General features: G+C 73.7%; 15 protein-coding genes and 1 pseudogene. 10 read left to right on the forward strand and 6 right to left on the reverse strand.

Annotated elements, in window-relative coordinates:
- Positions 1-58: 58 nt before the first annotated feature.
- Complete coding sequence (locus ACIHEI_RS11965; protein WP_396606507.1) at positions 59-1,393, forward strand: flavin monoamine oxidase family protein; 1,335 nt, start codon at positions 59-61, stop codon at positions 1,391-1,393.
- 71 nt (positions 1,394-1,464) lie between these two features.
- On the opposite strand, the gene ACIHEI_RS11970 is transcribed toward ACIHEI_RS11965, so the two are convergent.
- Positions 1,465-1,986, reverse strand: coding sequence for an RICIN domain-containing protein (locus tag ACIHEI_RS11970; RefSeq protein WP_387859579.1), 522 nt, complete (start codon positions 1,984-1,986; stop codon positions 1,465-1,467).
- Positions 1,987-2,238: 252 nt separating this feature from the next.
- Here ACIHEI_RS11970 and ACIHEI_RS11975 point away from each other — a divergent pair, with 252 nt between their 5' ends.
- Positions 2,239-3,687 (forward strand): BTAD domain-containing putative transcriptional regulator, encoded by a 1,449-nt coding sequence (locus tag ACIHEI_RS11975; protein ID WP_396606508.1) that lies wholly within the window; start codon positions 2,239-2,241, stop codon positions 3,685-3,687.
- Between the two features lie 6 nt (positions 3,688-3,693).
- On the opposite strand, the gene ACIHEI_RS11980 is transcribed toward ACIHEI_RS11975, so the two are convergent.
- Positions 3,694-4,101: a hypothetical protein gene (locus tag ACIHEI_RS11980; RefSeq protein ID WP_396606509.1), complete on the reverse strand. Its 408-nt coding sequence runs from the start codon at positions 4,099-4,101 to the stop codon at positions 3,694-3,696.
- A gap of 8 nt (positions 4,102-4,109) precedes the next feature.
- Here ACIHEI_RS11980 and ACIHEI_RS11985 point away from each other — a divergent pair.
- Positions 4,110-4,229, forward strand: a pseudogene (locus tag ACIHEI_RS11985) (hypothetical protein); the annotation flags it as partial.
- Positions 4,230-4,287: 58 nt separating this feature from the next.
- Positions 4,288-5,223, forward strand: a complete 936-nt coding sequence (locus ACIHEI_RS11990) for a hypothetical protein (RefSeq protein ID WP_396606510.1) — start codon at positions 4,288-4,290, stop codon at positions 5,221-5,223.
- A gap of 87 nt (positions 5,224-5,310) precedes the next feature.
- Here the strand turns inward: ACIHEI_RS11990 and ACIHEI_RS11995 are convergent, their stop codons facing one another.
- Positions 5,311-6,672 carry a cation:dicarboxylate symporter family transporter gene (locus ACIHEI_RS11995; RefSeq protein ID WP_396606511.1) on the reverse strand — a complete coding sequence of 454 codons (1,362 nt, stop codon included), beginning with the start codon at positions 6,670-6,672 and terminating at the stop codon, positions 5,311-5,313.
- A gap of 192 nt (positions 6,673-6,864) precedes the next feature.
- Here ACIHEI_RS11995 and ACIHEI_RS12000 point away from each other — a divergent pair, with 192 nt between their 5' ends.
- Positions 6,865-8,685 carry an ATP-binding protein gene (locus ACIHEI_RS12000; RefSeq protein ID WP_396606512.1) on the forward strand — a complete coding sequence of 607 codons (1,821 nt, stop codon included), beginning with the start codon at positions 6,865-6,867 and terminating at the stop codon, positions 8,683-8,685.
- The gene (locus tag ACIHEI_RS12005; protein ID WP_396606513.1) at positions 8,682-9,416 is read left to right on the forward strand and encodes a response regulator; all 735 of its coding nucleotides are present in this window, start codon (positions 8,682-8,684) and stop codon (positions 9,414-9,416) included. Before ACIHEI_RS12000 ends, ACIHEI_RS12005 begins: the two co-directional genes overlap by 4 nt.
- A gap of 19 nt (positions 9,417-9,435) precedes the next feature.
- Here ACIHEI_RS12005 and ACIHEI_RS12010 read toward each other — a convergent pair whose 3' ends face one another.
- Entirely contained in the window at positions 9,436-10,080 is a 645-nt protein-coding gene (locus ACIHEI_RS12010) for a class I SAM-dependent methyltransferase (RefSeq protein ID WP_396606514.1), read from the reverse strand.
- Between the two features lie 176 nt (positions 10,081-10,256).
- Here ACIHEI_RS12010 and ACIHEI_RS12015 point away from each other — a divergent pair, with 176 nt between their 5' ends.
- Positions 10,257-11,636 (forward strand): diaminobutyrate--2-oxoglutarate transaminase family protein, encoded by a 1,380-nt coding sequence (locus ACIHEI_RS12015; RefSeq protein ID WP_396606515.1) that lies wholly within the window; start codon positions 10,257-10,259, stop codon positions 11,634-11,636.
- A gap of 56 nt (positions 11,637-11,692) precedes the next feature.
- Entirely contained in the window at positions 11,693-13,138 is a 1,446-nt protein-coding gene (locus ACIHEI_RS12020; protein ID WP_396606516.1) for a pyridoxal phosphate-dependent decarboxylase family protein, read from the forward strand.
- 6 nt (positions 13,139-13,144) lie between these two features.
- Here ACIHEI_RS12020 and ACIHEI_RS12025 read toward each other — a convergent pair whose 3' ends face one another.
- Positions 13,145-13,945 (reverse strand): inositol monophosphatase family protein, encoded by an 801-nt coding sequence (locus tag ACIHEI_RS12025; RefSeq protein ID WP_396606750.1) that lies wholly within the window; start codon positions 13,943-13,945, stop codon positions 13,145-13,147.
- A gap of 679 nt (positions 13,946-14,624) precedes the next feature.
- Between ACIHEI_RS12025 and ACIHEI_RS12030 the strand changes: the two genes are divergently transcribed.
- Together ACIHEI_RS12030 and ACIHEI_RS12035 are read left to right on the forward strand one after the other, a co-directional pair.
- Complete coding sequence (locus ACIHEI_RS12030) at positions 14,625-14,942, forward strand: hypothetical protein (RefSeq protein WP_396606517.1); 318 nt, start codon at positions 14,625-14,627, stop codon at positions 14,940-14,942.
- Complete coding sequence (locus tag ACIHEI_RS12035) at positions 14,939-15,238, forward strand: hypothetical protein (protein WP_396606518.1); 300 nt, start codon at positions 14,939-14,941, stop codon at positions 15,236-15,238. The genes ACIHEI_RS12030 and ACIHEI_RS12035 overlap by 4 nt, the downstream gene beginning before the upstream one ends.
- 55 nt (positions 15,239-15,293) lie before the next feature.
- On the opposite strand, the gene ACIHEI_RS12040 is transcribed toward ACIHEI_RS12035, so the two are convergent.
- Positions 15,294-16,043, reverse strand: a complete 750-nt coding sequence (locus tag ACIHEI_RS12040) for a MerR family transcriptional regulator (RefSeq protein WP_396606519.1) — start codon at positions 16,041-16,043, stop codon at positions 15,294-15,296.
- Positions 16,044-16,050: the final 7 nt, after the last annotated feature.

Below are 16,050 nucleotides of genomic sequence, written 5' to 3' on the forward strand. Positions count from 1 at the left end.
CCCGCCCCCACGCCGGGCGCCCCACCCCCACACCTTCGAACTCCCTGGAACGGTAAAGATGTTGGACACCATCGTCGTCGGCGCGGGAATCGCCGGCCTCACCGCCGCTCGGCTGCTGCACGCCGCAGGACAGCGCGTGATCGTGCTCGAGGCCCGGGACCGGGTCGGCGGCCGGATGTGGACGGACCGCACGGCCGGGTTCTCCGTCGACCGCGGCGCCTCCTGGATCCACGGCCTCACCAACAACCCGCTCACCGGCATCGTCGCCGAACTCGGCCTGGAAACAGTCGAGTTCACGGTGGGGAGCTTCCAGGCGGGCGGGCGGCCGATCGCCGACCACGACGAATCGCGGAAGCTGTTCGACGAGGCCGCGACCGAGCAGTGGCTGGCCGACGTGGAGACCGCGGACGCGCTGTTCCAGCAGGCCATCGCGGAATCCGGCGACGACGAGAGCTACCACGTTGCCACCGAGCGCACCCTCGCCGAGACCGGCTGGGACGCCGAACGAGCAGACCGGGTACGGGTGTTCTTCCGTCACCGCACCGAGGAGCAGTGCGGCGCGGACATCGAGCAGGTCGCCGCCCACGCCCTCGACGAGGACGCCATCGACGGCGAGGAAGTGATCTTCCCCGGCGGCTACGACGCCATTCCCCGCGCCTTCGCGGAAGGCCTCGACATCCGCCTCGGAACGACCGTCACCGCCGTCACCAGGTCGGCCACCGGAGTCCGCGTCGACACCGAGGACGGACCCTTCGAGGCCGCCCAGGTGATCGTCACAGTGCCGCTCGGCGTTCTGAAGGCCGGGACGATCGCGTTCGCGCCCGCCCTGCCCGCCGCCGTCGCCGGGCCGATCGCCCGCCTCGGCATGGGCGCGTTCAACAAGGTCTTCCTCCGCTTCCCGGAACGGTTCTGGCCGGACGGCGTCTACGCGATCCGGCAGCACGGCCGGCCCGGCGTCCCGTGGCACTCCTGGTACGACGTCTCCGCGGTGAGCGGCGAGCCGATGCTGCTGACCTTCGCCGGCGGCGACTTCGCCCGCGAGCTCGAGGCCATGACCGACGAGGAGATCGTCGCCTCCGTGGTCGGCGCCCTGCGCGGGATCCACGGCGACGCCGTCCCCGACCCCGTCGGACACTGGATCACCCGCTGGGCCTCCGACCCGCTCGCCCTCGGCTCGTACTCCTATGTCGCCGTCGGCTCCTCCCACGACGACCACGACGCGATGGCCGAACCCGTCGACGGCGTCCTGCACTTCGCCGGAGAGGCCACCTACGGCCACGAACCGGCGACCGTCCACGGCGCCCTGCTCTCGGGCCACCGCGCGGCCGAACGCGTCCTCGGCGCCGAGCTCCCGCTGACCGGGCTCACCCGCGCCCTGGATCCCTCGAACTGACGACCCGGTGCGCAGCCCTGGAAGCAATCAACCGGCTTCCGCGGCTGCGCACTTGTGGGAGGTCAGGGAGGTCAGAGCTGGAGCAGGTTCCAGCTCTGGTTCGCCGTGTTCCACACGTCGTCGGTGGCGATGCAGTCCCACTGCTGCAGGACGGCCTTCTCGACGGGCGCGCCGTTCGCGTCCAGACACCTGCCGGTGGCCCGGTTCCGCAGGATCATGGTCGTGGGGAAGCACATGCAGGTGTGCCCCACCCAGCCGATGGTCCACTCGGCGGGCGCGTAGCCGGCGCCGCAGGCCGGGTACTGGATGACGGGGGTGCCGTTCGAGTAGGTGCCCGCGCGCCAGTCGAGCATCAGGCACTGGCCGGAGTGCCGGGCCTTGATCCGGAAGACCCCGTTTCCGCTGTCCAGCAGCTCGAACTCCTGGGAGAGGCTGGTGTTGTTCGGCCACAGGAAGACGCCGGTGTACGCGGCGGTCGACGCCCACATGACGTCGGCCCGCAGCCCCGTCCGGGCGTTCACGATCTCGTACCGGGCGGGGTCCGCCGCGTGAGCGGGCGCGGGGGCGAGTGCCCCGACGACGACAAACGCCACGGCCGCCGCCAGGGCCGCCGGAGCGAGTCGAGAACGCCTTGCCGGCCGTGGTGAGGCGCCTTCGCCGGGACGGTCGGACCGTCGGGGAAGCGGTATCCGCATGCTGTATCCCTCCGCGAGCACACGAGCGGTCACCGGTGGTCGGGCGCCACCGGTGATCGTCGCCGGGTGAGCCCCGGCCCGTCCCACCCTGCCTTCGCACCCTGTGCACCGACCTTGCGGCCACCTTGCGAGCCAGGCCAGCATGGGGAGTTGGGCATTCGGCGGGCGCTGCCGACCACCTGGGGGGTACATGTGGACATCCGGCTGCTGGGCGAGATCGAGGTGCGGTCGGCGGGCCGGCCGCTCGACCTCGGAACGCCGCAGCAGCAGCTGGTCCTGGCCGCGCTGATCGTCGACGCCCGAAGGCCGGTCGCGATCGAGACACTCGTCGACCGGGTCTGGGGCCACGACCCGCCCCCCAACCCCCGGCCCGTCCTGTACGCGCACCTGAGCCGAATCCGCCGACTGCTGAGACCGTCGACCGCCCCCGACGGCGGCGCGCCCGCACGGATCGAACGCCGACACGCCGGCTACGTCCTCGACCTCGACCCCGAGTTGGTGGACCTGCACCGCTTCCGCCGCCTGGTCGAGCCGCTCGACGACCGGCAGCGCGACGACCGGGCCCGGGCCGCGGCACTCGCCGAAGCGCTGCGCCTGTGGCGCGGGGAGCCCCTGGCCGGGCTCTCCGGCGGATGGGCGGCGCAGGTCCGGGCGAGCTGGCACCAGCGGCGGCTGGACGCGGCGGTGCGGTGGGCGCAGGCGGAGCTCCGGTGCGGTCGTCCCGCCGCGGTCGTCTCCGCGGTGCCCGACCTCGCCGCCGAATATCCGCTGGCCGAGCCCCTGGAACACGTACTGATCCAGGCCCTGCACGCGACCGGCCGGGGCGCGGAGGCCCTGCACCGCTACGGCCTCGTCCGGCGGCGCCTGGCCGAGGAACTGGGCGCCGACCCCGGCAAGGAACTCCGAACCCTCTACCGAACCGTCCTGATCGGAGACCCGACGCCCCTCCCACGGTGGACCGAAACCTCGCCTCGGGGCGACGTCGGCCCGGTCGCCACGGCCGAGGCGCCGACGCCGACGATCCCCCGACGCGCCCTGCCGGCCGTTCTTGCCGCGGCCACCGTTTCCGCGCTTGCCCTCCGGCGCACCGGCTGCGACCGGAACGCGATCGCCGCCCCGCCACCGTCATCGGTCGAACGCGCACGTCAACTCTTCGCCAGCGCCGAGGAGTTCGACCAGCAGGACCGGACACCGGACGCGCGGGCCACCGTCCTGGACGCTGCCCGGCTGTGGGGCGAACTCATCGCACTCGACCCGGACCGCAACGCGCCGCCGCTCGCCCCCGCCGCGCTGCAGGCCCTGACCAGGGCGGGCGTGGACTTCACCGTCCCCCGCCCCACCCTCCTCGACTGGCTCGCCGATCCGACCCGCACGCCCTACCCGGCGATCTCCCAGGTGATCCTGCTCCGCGGATGGCGGTTCGCCGCACCGGTCTCCCTCGACGCCGTCGTCCGCGCCTACGAGCACACCCCCGGGACCACTTCGCCCCGCGCCGTCACCGAGGTGCACACCGACACCCTGAAGGCGGCCGTCCTGGACCACGCCAGAACGCGCCACGGCACGCAGGCCACCGACTTCGGTCAACTCCTCAGGGCGTGAACGCTGTCAAGGCGCCATCAGGAGTGCCGCCGAGCGGGCGACGCGGCGGGCGGCCGGCGCGGGGGCCAGGGCGGCGGTGGCGGCGAACTGGGCGAGGACGGAACCGTGGGTGAGGGCGGTGGCGGTGGCGGCGTGCCAGAGCAGGGGGGCGGCCACGGCGACGGTGGTCAGGGCCGGGGCGCAGTACCAGAGCCCGAAGGGAAGTGCCCCGTACCAGTCCGCGGACAGCGACATCAGGTCGTAGCGGAGCGGTCCGCGGTACGCGCCCAGCAGCGCCGCGCCGACGGCGGTCGGGGCGCCCGCGGTGAAGAGCAGCAGGACGGCCGACAGGACGACGGGCGGGGCCTGGATCGCGGCGGCGGTGACGGTCGCGGCGGCCGCGCCCAGTACGGCGAGCAGGACGGTCGGCACCACCAGGGACGGTCTGTCTGCTGCGGACGGAGGGCGGTTGGAAGATCATCCACGAGCACGTCTCCATCCCGTTCGACCTGACGACGTTCCGGCCGTGGCTGCCCGCCGAGAAGGACGACCGGCCGGTGTGACGCTCCGTTACCGTCGCGTCGGCGAGCCGGGCTCCGGGGGCGGTCGTACATTGAGCGGATGATCGTCGACAACGGGACGGGGCCGGCGCGGCCGGTGCGGTACGGGTGGGGGCCGTCCGGGCAGTGGCTGGCCGCGCGGGGGCAGTGGGAGGAGCTGCTGAAACGTTTTCGGCTGGCCAGGGCGCTCGGTGACGCGCTGGCGGGGCCGCTCGGGCACCTGGTGGCGTACGGGGCGCCCGCGGCTCTCGCGGCGCGGCTGTTCGACCCCGACGGCGGGCCGGGTGCGGCGGCGACGGTCGGTGACCACGACGCCGGGCCGCTGTGGGAGGTGCTGGCGACCCGCCACCCCTGGCCGGTGCTGGCCGCGCTGCCGCTGCCGCCCGCGATCCGTCACCTGGCCGCGCACACCCGGGCCCTGCTCGGCGAGGAGACGGGGGCGACGTACCGGCTGCGCCCGTGGGAGGACTGCGGGTGGGAGCGCGACACCCGGGTCCGCGAGTACCTGCCCGGCGGTGGCGCGCGGCGCGCCCTGCACCTGGCGCCGCCCACCCGGGAAGGGCTCGGCGTTCTCGAACTCCCGTCCCCCGGCGCCCGGTTGACCGGACTCCCGGCGACCGCGCTGCTCGCCGGACTGTCCGGCTGGACCACCGCCGTGTGCGTGCGCGGCCGCGCCACCGACGCCGCCGCGCAGCTCGCCGCCGGGCCGGACGTCACCGGCGGCCAGTTGCCGTTCGCCGCGCTGTACCCGGCGCTGGTCCATCTCGCGTCCGCCCGCCCCGACCTCGGCGCGGCCCAAGGGCGGCTCGCCGTCCGGGAGCTGCTCACCGCGATGAGCGGCCCGGGCGCGGCCGGCGTCGACGCGCTGGTCGCCCGGCTGCACTGCCTGGCCTGGACCGAACCGGGCGACGACCTCCGGCACCTGCACCTCGCCCTGGAGGACCCCGCCACCGGCCTCGCCTGGGCCCTCTCCGGCACCACCCCCGACCCGGCCTGACGCGCCCCCGCATACGCAGACGCCCCCGCCGGCGTCCCGGGCAGACCCGGAACCCCGGCGGGGGCGACGTGCGAGGTAGCAGGAAGGTCAGGCGGCCGGCTCAGTCACCGGGGCCTGCGCCTGGGCGGGCAGGTCGGCGGTCTCGGGCGTGCCCGCGCTCTCGTCGTAGGGGAGCGCGCCGGTGAAGACGGCGTTCATCCGCTCGCGGTCGAGCTCGCCGGTCCAGTGTCCGATCAGGACGGTCGCGGCGGCGTTGCCCGCGAAGTTGGTGAGGGCGCGGGCCTCGGACATGAAGCGGTCGATGCCGACGATCAGGCCGACGCCGTCGACCAGCGCGGGCTTGTGCGACTGGAGACCGCCGGCCAGGGTAGCCAGGCCGGCGCCGGTGACGCCCGCCGCGCCCTTGGAGGCGATGATCATGAACAGCAGCAGGGAGAGCTGCTCGCCGATCGACATCGGCTTGTCCATCGCCTCGGAGATGAAGATCGAGGCCATGGTCAGGTAGATCGCGGTGCCGTCCAGGTTGAAGCTGTAGCCGGTCGGCACGGTGATGCCGACGACCGGGCGGCTCACGCCGAGGTGCTCCATCTTGGAGATCAGCCGGGGCAGCGCGCTCTCGGAGGACGAGGTGGACAGGATGAGCAGGAACTCCCGGCCCAGGTAGCGCAGCAGGCTGAAGATGTTCACGCCGGCGGCCAGCCGGAGCAGCAGGCCGAGGACCACGACCACGAACAGCACGCAGGTCACGTAGAAGCCGATCATGATCACGGCGAGGCTCTTCAGTGCGGCCGTGCCGGTCGCGCCGACCACCGCCGCCATCGCGCCGAACGCGCCGATCGGGGCGACCCACATGATCATCGACATCACGCGGAACACCAGCTTCTGCAGGTGCTCGACGCCGCGCAGGATCGGCGCGCCCGCCTTGCCCATGCCCTGCAGCGCGAAGCCGACCAGCAGCGCGACCAGCAGGGTCTGCAGGACCTGGCCCTGGGTCAGCGAGGACACCAGGGTGGTGGGGATGATCCCGAGCAGGAAGTCGGTGGTGGACGAGGCGCCCACCGCGGCCTGCGCGTGGCCGGACTTCGCCAGCGCCGCCGTCAGGTGCAGCCCGCTGCCCGGCTCCAGCAGGTTGCCGACCAGCAGGCCGATGCCGAGCGCCACGGTGGACGTCAGCAGGAAGTAGCCGAGCGCCAGGCCGCCGACCCGGCCGACCTTCGCCGCCTTGGTGACCGATCCCACACCCAGCACGATGGTGCAGAAGATGACCGGGGAGATCATCATCTTGATCAGGTTGACGAAGCCGGTGCCGACCGGCTTCAGCTCCACCGCGAACTTCGGCGCCGCCAGACCCACCACGATCGCCGCGATCACCGCCGCGATCACCGCCAGGTACAGGTAGTGCGTCCGGTCGGATTTTCTGGTCGGCTTCCCGTTCGTGGTGGGGGTCATCCGCTCGGCTCCTTCGCCGTAGGCTCGTTCTCGTCGCGCCACCGGGGGGAGCGAACGCGACCGGCCCGTTGGGTGGCGGGCCGCGCCTGACTATTCGCTCCGTCGTGAGGGACGTCACGATTACGGTCATAGAGTTCACGGGTAACCCCCGCGGACGTCGTGACGGGCCCGTGACCGGGCACACTGGTCGGCATGCACCCGTCCAGCCCGACCGTCCGTGCCGCACGCGCCGCCCGCCCCCGCCGGCGCCGCAGCCTGGCCGGACGGCTGTTCGCGGTCCAGGTGGTCATCGTCGGGGCCGTGGTCGCCGGCGGCGCCGTGCTCGCCTACCTGTTCACCGCCGGACGCGCCGAGGACACCGCCCGCCACGAGGCCACCGCCGTCGCCCAGTCCGTCGCCGACGCCCCCACCGTCCGCGCCGCCGCCGTCGGCCCCGACCCCAGCGCCGTCCTCCAGCCGTACGCCCAGCAGGTCCGCGCCGACACCTACGTGGACTTCGTCACGGTCATGGACCCGCAGGGCATCCGCTGGACCCACCCCGACCCGGCCCAGATCGGCCGCCCCTTCCTCGGCCACATCGACCAGGCCCAGCAGGGCCGCCTCCAGCAGGAGACCTACACCGGCACCCTCGGCCCGTCCGTCCGCGTGGTCGCCCCCGTCTTCGACGACCAGCACCACGTGGTCGCCCTGGTCAGCGCCGGCATCACCGTCGACAACATCTCCGCCCGGCTGCGCACCCCCCTGCTCGCCCTCAGTGGCGTCGCCGGCGCCGCCCTCGCGCTCGGCGCCACAGCAAGCTACCTGGTTGCCGCCCGGCTGCGCCGCCACACCCACGGCATGGACGCCGAGGAACTCGCCCACCTGTACGACTACCACCAGGCGACGCTGCACTCGGTGCGCGAAGGCCTGGTGCTGCTCGACCGCGACCACCACGTCCTGCTGTGCAACGACGCCGCCCGCGAACTGCTCCAACTCGGCGACGAAGTAGGCGAATTGACGGTGCATCAGCTCGGCCTCCCGGGTTCGCTGACGCGGGCCCTGGAGTTCGCCGAACCGGTGCGCGACGAGGTGCACCTGACCGCCGAACGCGTCCTGCTGGTCAACATCTCGCCGATCGGGCCCGGACTCGGCAGCGTGGTCACCCTCCGCGACCACACCGAACTCCAAGGACTCACCGGCGAGTTGGACACCGTCAAGGGCATCGCCGCGGCGCTCGACGCACAGGCCCACGAAGCCGCCAACCGGCTGCACGCCGTGGTTTCGCTGATCGAACTCGGCCGCCACCGCGAGGCCGTGGAGTTCGCCACCGCCGAACTCGCCCTCGCCCAACGGCTCACCGACCAGGTGGTCGGCGCCGTCGGCGAACCCGTGCTCGCCGCACTGCTGTTGGGAAAGGCCGCGCAGGCCGCCGAACGCGGCGTCGAACTCCACCTCACCGCGGACAGCCGGATCGACGACGGCGTACTGCCCGACCGGCTCACCCCGCGCGACCTGGTCACGCTGCTCGGCAACCTGATCGACAACGCGGTCGACGCCGCCATCGAGAACGCCGCCCACGCCGACCCCGAAGTCCGCGTCACCGCCCGCACCGAGGACGGCCACCTGCTGCTCCGGGTCGCCGACACCGGCACCGGCGTCGACCCCGCCGCCGCCGACGAGGTCTTCCGGCGCGGCTGGACCACCAAGCAGCACGGCCGCGGACTCGGCCTCGCCCTGGTCGCCCAGACCGCCCGCCGCAACGGCGGCGACGTCGAGCTCGGCACGGCCGCCACGCACGGCACGGCCGCCACGCACGGCGGGGCTGCCACGCACGGCGGGGCTGCCACGTACGGCGGGGCTGCCGCGCACGGCGAGGGTGCCGCGTACGGCGGGGCGGCCGCGCACGGCGAGGGTGCCGCGTACGGCGGGGCTGCCGCGCACGGCGACGGCGCGGACGCCCGACTCGGCGAGCCGTGCGGCGGCGCGGTGCTCACCGTCCGGCTCCCGCTCCAGCGTTCGGTGGTGGACGGGTGAGCGGCGGCGGACGTGCGACCGGGGATCCTGGGCACCGGCCGATCCGGGTGCTGGTGGTCGAGGACGATCTGGTCGCCGCCGACGCGCACGCCCGGTACGTCGCCCGCACCCCCGGCTTCACCGTCACCGCCACCGCGCACTCCCGCGCCGAAGCCGTCCGCGCCCTCGACCGCGCCCGGGAGGCCGACGCGCCCGTCGACCTGATCCTGCTCGACCTCTACCTCCCCGACGGCCACGGCCTGCACCTGTGCGCCGCGCTGCGCGCCGCCGGGCACACCGCCGACATCATCGCCGTCACCTCCGCCCGCGACCTCGCCACCGTCCGGCAGGCCGTCACCGCCGGCGTCGTCCAGTACCTGCTGAAACCGTTCGGCGCCGCCGCCCTCGGCGACCGCCTCGGCCAGTACGCCCGCTACCGGGCCAGCCTCGGCCGCGACGGCGAGGCGCTCGGGCAGGACGAGGTGGACCGGGCGCTCGCCCTGCTGCGCGGCACCGACCGCACCAGCCTCCCCAAGGGCCTGACCGCCGCCACCCTGGAGACCGTCGCGGCCGCGCTGCGCACCGCCCCCGACGGCCTGTCCGCCGGCGCCGCCGCGGAGGTCACCGGCGTCTCCCGGATCACCGCCCGCCGCTACCTCGAGCACTTGGTCACCACCGGCCACGCCACCCGCGAGCCGCGCTACGGGCAGGTCGGCCGACCCGAACTCGGCTACCGCTGGAACAGCGAATAGCCGTACGTGTGCGCCGAGTTCAGGCGGGTCGGCGCTCGGCGAGGACCAGGAAGCGGTCCGGTTCGTCGGTGTAGGACAGCGGGTGCCAGCCGGCGGCGGTGAGCAGCGGGAAGAGGTTCTCGCGGGCCCGCAGGTCGTCCGGGGTGACGGCGCGGCCGTGGCGGGCGGCGAGGGCGGCGCGGCCGACGGGGTGGTAGAGGGCGAGCCGGCCGCCCGGGCGGGTGACCCGGGCGAGTTCGCGCAGGCCGGTCGCCGGGCCGGGCAGGTGGGAGATCAGGCCGGCGCCGAAGACCAGGTCGGCCACGGCGTCGGGGAGCGGGAGTCGCGTGCAGTCGGCCTGCAGCAGCGCGGCGTCGGCGCGGTGCGCGGCGGCCTGCGCCAGCATCTCCGGCGTGAGGTCGACGCCGAGGACGGTGCCCGACGGACCGACGGCGGCGCGCAGCAGCGGCAGCGCGCGTCCGGTGCCGCAGCCCGCGTCGATGACGAACTGGCCGTCCGCCAGGCCGGTTTCGGCGATCGCGGCGGCGTAGCGCGGACTGTCGTCCGGGAACTTGCTGTCCCAGCGGGCGGCGCGCTCGGCGAAGAAGGCGCGGGTGTCGGCGAGTTCGCGGGCGTGGGACCGGCGCTGGGGCTGGTCGCGGGCGTCCGGCTGCGGAGTCTCCATGGCGGCAGGGTACTTGGGTGGTGGCCGTGACTTCGGCGCGGTCGTGCTCGTTGACATGGCAGGTGCGGAAAGTGGTGCGTGCTCACTCGAACGGGTGATCAGTAGGCCCTGGGCGCTGTTCGACGGAGCCTCAGAGGTAAAGTTAGGCTTACCTAACCATCCAAGGGAGCTCCGCTGTGACCCTCACCGTCGGCACCCCCGCCGCGCCCGCCGGCGACGCGATCCTGCGCCGCCAGCGCATCCGCGAGTCGGCCGCCCGCACCTACGCCCGGTCCTTCCCGATCGTCCCGGTGCGCGCGAACGGCATGACAGTGGAGGGCGCCGACGGCCGCCGCTACCTGGACTGCCTCTCCGGCGCGGGCACCCTCGCCCTCGGTCACAACCACCCCGTGGTGCTCGAAGCGATCCGCCGCACGCTGGACAGCGGCGCCCCGCTCCACCTGCTCGACCTCGCCACCGCCGAGAAGGACGACTTCACCACCGCGCTGTTCGAGAGCCTCCCCGAGAAGTTCGCCGCCAAGGCCCGGATCCACTTCTGCGGCCCCGCCGGCACCGACGCCGTCGAGGCCGCCCTCAAGCTGATGCAGACCGCCACCGGCCGCCGCGGCGCGCTCGCCTTCACCGGCGCCTACCACGGCATGACCGCCGGCGCCCTCGCCGTCACCGGCAACACCGCCGTCAAATCCCCGCTGCCCAGCACGGGCGAGGTCACCCGGCTGCCCTACCCGTACGCCTACCGCTGCCCGTTCGGCATCGGCGGCGAGCGCGGCGCCCAGCTGGCCTCGGCCTACACCGAACGGCTGCTCGACGACCCGTCGGGCGGCGTGCTCCCGGCCGCCGCGATGATCCTCGAACCCGTCCAGGGCGAGGGTGGCGTTGTCCCCGCTCCCGACGGCTGGCTGCGCGAGATGCGCCGGATCACCGCCGAACGCGGCATCCCGCTGATCGTCGACGAGGTGCAGACGGGCGTCGGCCGCACCGGACGGATGTGGGCGGTCGAGCACAGCGGCATCGAGCCGGACGCGATGGTGCTGTCGAAGGCGATCGGCGGCAGCCTCCCGCTCGCGGTCGTCGTCTACCGCGAGGAGTACGACAGTTGGCGTCCCGGCGCACACACCGGCACCTTCCGCGGCAACACCCTCGCGATGGCGGCCGGCGCCGCGACACTCCGGTACGTCGCCGCGAACGGGCTGGTCGCCCGCGCCGAGACGGTCGGCGCCCGGATCGCCGCCCGTCTCGACGGCGCCCGTGACCGCCTCCCGGTGATCGGCGACGTGCGCGGCCGCGGCCTGATGCTCGGCGTCGAACTCATCGACCCCGCAGGGGAGTCGGACAGCTGTGGCGCCCGCCCCGCGAACCCCGGCCTCGCCGTCCGGGTGCGCGAAGCCTGCCTCGCCCGCGGCCTGATCGTCGAACTCGGCGGCCGCCACGACGCCGTCCTGCGGCTGCTCCCGCCGCTCACCATCACCGACGAGCAGGCCGACGCCGTCCTCGAACGGCTCTGCGAGGCCATCGAGTTCGCGATGCGGGAGCCTGCGGCGGCCGTGCATGGGTAGTTGATTGATCGTCAAGGTTTGTTACTGGTCGAACGGTTGAAAGTGGAAGAGAAGAAGTGAGTGGGTTAACCGAACTCTCCGGCGGTGTGGCCGGGCCCGAGGCGCTGCGGCCGCTGCTCGCACAGGTGTTGGCGGCGCTCACCGCAGGGGCGGTGCGGCGGGGCGGGCCGGTGGTGGCGGGCGAGCCGATGGCGGTCGGGGAGGTGGTGCGGGAGGCCCTGGCCCGGGCCCACGGGCCGGGCGCGCTTGGGCAGTTGGTGGAACTGCTGGCACACGGCGCGGCCGACCCGGCGGACCCGGCGTGCGCAGCGCACCTGCACTGCCCGCCGCTGGCCGTCGCGGTGGCCGCCGACCTCGCCGTGAGCGCCCTCAACCCGTCCCAGGACTCCTGGGACCAGGCGCCCGCCGCCACCACCCTGGAGAGCGAACTCCTCGCCGAACTCGCCCAGTTGGTCGGCTTCCGGCCCGACCGCGCGGCCGGCGTGCTGACCACCGGCGGCACCGAGTCCAACCTGATGGGCCTGATGCTGGCCCGCGACCAACGCCTCGGCCCCGACGTCGAGTTGAACGGCATCCCGCGCGGCGTCCGGCCCCGGATCCTGGCCTCCGAAGTCGCCCACTTCTCCGTCCAGCGCGCCGCCGCACTGCTCGGACTCGGCGAACGCGCCGTCCGCGCCATCCCCGTCGACCGCCAACTCCGCATGGAACCCGACGCGTTGGCCGATGCGTTCGCCGAAGCCGGCTGGGAGGGCGCCACCCCGATCGCCGTGGTCGCCACCGCCGGCACCACCGACACCGGAGCCATCGACCCGCTGCACGACATCGCCGACCTCGCCGCCCGGCACGGCACCTGGCTGCACGTGGACGCCGCGTACGGCGGCGGCGCACTGTTCTCCGACCGGCTCGCCCCGCTGCTCGACGGCATCGACCGGGCCGACTCGGTCTCCCTCGACTGGCACAAACTCGGCTGGCAACCCGCCGCCGCCGGCGTGTTCCTGGTCCGCGACGCCCGCACCTACGCCTCGTTGGCCCGCCGCGCCGTCTACCTCAACCCCGCCGACGACGAGGACGCCGGTTACCCCAGCCTGCTGGGCCAGTCGCTGCGCACCACCCGCCGGCCCGACGCCTTCAAACTCGCCGTCACCCTCCGGACGCTGGGCCGCGACGGGCTCGGCGCACTGGTCGACCGCTGCCACGACCTGGCCCTGCGGGCAGCCGAACTCGTCCGCGCCAACCCCGAGTTGGAGCTGCACTGCGACCCGATCCTGACCACCGTGGTGTTCCGGTACGCGGCCTCCGACAGCGACCACGTCAACGCGGAACTGCGCCGCCACCTGCTGCGCACCGGCCGGGCCGTCGTCGGCCGCACCGAACTCCCGGGCACCGGCCCCGGCCGGGTACGGCTGAAACTGACCCTGCTCAACCCGCACACCACCGAACGGGAGATGGAGTCGCTGCTGGCGGCCGTGGTCGAGAGCGGACGGGCGGTGCAGAAACGGTAGGGCGTTCTACAGTCCCTTGAGCAGGATCTCCCGAAGCGTCTCCCACTGCTCCGGATCCGCCGCCACCAGCAGGCCGTCGGTGCCACCGGGCGGCTCGGGCAGATACGGCGAGCCGTCGAAGCGGGCGGAGCGGCCGCCGGCCTCGGTGATCAGCAAGGAGCCCGGGGCGTGATCCCAGGGGAGCGTGCGCCAGTACAGGATGAAGTCGCGCTCACCGGTCGCGACCAGCGGATACTCGATGCCGGCGGCTCTGCGCCCCGGATCGAGCGGGCCGAGCGCGCGGGCGTTGTCGAGCAGATGATGGCTGGTGGGCGGGGCGAAGTAACGCGTCTTCAAGATGCCCGTCCACTCCTCCGGCGTGGTGGTCACCTGCTCCCGGACCAGCCGCGTCCCGTTCCGCCAGGCCCCCGCGCCGAGTTCGGCGGTGTACGCGGTGCCCGAGCACGGCTGCCAGATCCAGGACGCGACGGCCCGGCCGTCCCGCACCAGCGAAGCCATCACCGCGAACGCGGGCTCCCCGGCGACGAAGTTCTTCGTCCCGTCCACCGGATCCACCAGCCACACGGCCGGCTCGTCCAACAACGCCCGCGCAAGCGCCGGATCGGCCGCCACCGCCTCCTCCCCGACCACCGGGACGGGCAGCAGTTCGCGCAGCCGCCGAGTGATGATCCGCTCCGCATCCCGATCCGCGACAGTGACGAGATCGCCCGGAGCCTTCTCCATCACCTCACCCTCGGCCAGCGCCCGAAACCGAGGCTCCACTGCCTCCGCCGACGCCTCCACGAGGATCTCGGTGACCTTCTCCATCAACACGCCCGCGCTCCCTTCACCGCCCTCCACTCTCCCATGCCGGGGTGTGACGGGTGATGCGCAGGTGTCTGGTGTGACAGCAGAGGCGCCTGGCGGCGGGCGGGGTGGGGGTGGGGGTTGGGTGCCCGGGGTGTGGCGGGTGGTGCGCAGGTTGTTGGTGTGACAACACAGGCGCCTGGCGGCGGGCGGGGAGGGGGGTGGGGGTTGGGTGCCCGGGATGCGACGGGTGGTGCGCAGGTGTCTGGTGTGACAACACAGGCGCCTGGCGGCGGGCAGAGCGGGGGTGGTGGTTGGGTGTTCTGGGGTGTGGCGGGTGGTGTGCGGGTGGTTGGTGTGACAGCCGAGGCGCCTGCGGCGGGCGGGGTGGGGGTGGTGGTTGGGTGCCCGGGGTGCGACGGGTGGTGTGCAGGTTGTTGGTGTGACAGCAGAGGTGCCTGGCGGCGGGTGGGGTGGGGGGTGGTGGTTGGGTGCCCGGGGTGCGACGGGTGGTGTGCAGGTTGTTGGTGTGGCAGCAGAGGTGCCTGGCGGCGGGTGGGGTGGGGGTGGGGTTGGGTGTTCCGGGGGGTGACGGGTGTATACGGACAGAACTGCTCCGGGACTCGACCGCCAACCGATACCGTCGTTCCTGCGGGCACTCGTTCCGGCGGCGCCCGCTACCGCCATCGAGGAGGACCAGGTGACCATCCAGCCCGACCACCAGGACGCGGCCCTGGCTCGCCCGGCCACCCTGCACGAGCTGCGCATCGCACTGTCCCGCTACGGACTGCCCGGCGATCGCGAGCAGTTCGAGCAGATGCTGGCTGCCGCCCTCGACGCCTCCCCGATCGGAGACCTCGCCGCCGTCACCGAGGTCATCGCCGCCTACCGGCACCGCCTCGCCCTGCGCACCAGCCCCGAGGCCATGGCCGCACTCACCGCGCCGATCGGCGGCCAGCAGTGGACTCCGGCCGCCGACGCGTTCGCGCGACTGCGTGCCGTCGGCGGCGACCGGTGACGGAGCAGCCCGAACAGCGGCCGGCCCCGTTGCACGTTTTCCTCTCCGACACCGCCGCGCAGACCCTCGGCCGACTGCGCCCCGGCGAGCTGGATGTGTTTGAGAAGTTGATCGAGCGCCTGGCGGTTCACCCCCGGCTCGGCATTCCGGTGCCCGGCGGAACCGACCCCGAGGTCGACGACTACACCGCCCGCACCGACCCGGCCGCCGACACCGGTGACCGCATCAGCGTCGTCTACCGCGTGCACGATTCGGTGCGCGCCGTGTTCGTGACCTGGATCATCGCCGGGCCCTGACCCGCGCAGGCCTGCGGCGCCGGGGGCGGGGGCGTCGGTGGCCGGGTGGGTGGGGTCAGGTTTCGTTCAGGCGGTCGTATTCGGCGCGGACGCGGCGGTCCATGGCGAGGGCGAACTGGGCGTCGTTGACGGCTCGGGCCAGGGGGCGGATGCGGTGGATGCGTTCGGTGAGGCGGGTGGCTTCGGCGGGGGTGAGGTCCTGGACGTGGGTGAGGGCGCCCAGGAGGCGGTCGCGGATCAGGGTGACGAAGGTGTCGGCCATCGCGTCGGCGTACTCGCTGGCGTGGCGGCTGACCTCCAGGACGGCGGACAGCGGTACGCCCTCGTCGACCAGGGCGACGGTGGCGTCCATCAGGCGGCGGGAGATGTGGGTGATGCCGTCGGGGTCGACGGTGATGAAGCCCTGGGCGAGGGATTCGGCGGTGTTGGCCTCGGTCAGCTGGTCGCCGAACGCGGCGCGTAGCTCGTCCCAGCTCAGGTGGACGGGGGTCTCGTCGGACCAGGGGGCGACCAGCGCGGCCTGAAGGCCGATCAGTTCGGCGACGTCGCGGCCGTCCTCGCCGGCGCCGATCAGTTCGGCGATGCCGCCGAGCGCGTGGCCGCGGTCGAGGAGTTCGGCGATCAGGCGGAGCCGGGCCAGGTGGTGGGGGCCGTACCAGGCGATCCGCCCGGCCTTGCGGGGCGGGGGGAGCAGGCGGCGTTCGCGGTAGAAGCGGACGGTGCGCACGCTGATGCCGGCCGCCTCGGCGAGGTCGGCGATGCGGTACTCGCGCGGGGGTTCGCGGTCCTGCTGGGTCTCCGCCACGCCGGTC

Source organism: Kitasatospora sp. NPDC051984 (assembly GCF_044593455.1).
Taxonomy (GTDB): Bacteria; Actinomycetota; Actinomycetes; order Streptomycetales; family Streptomycetaceae; genus Kitasatospora.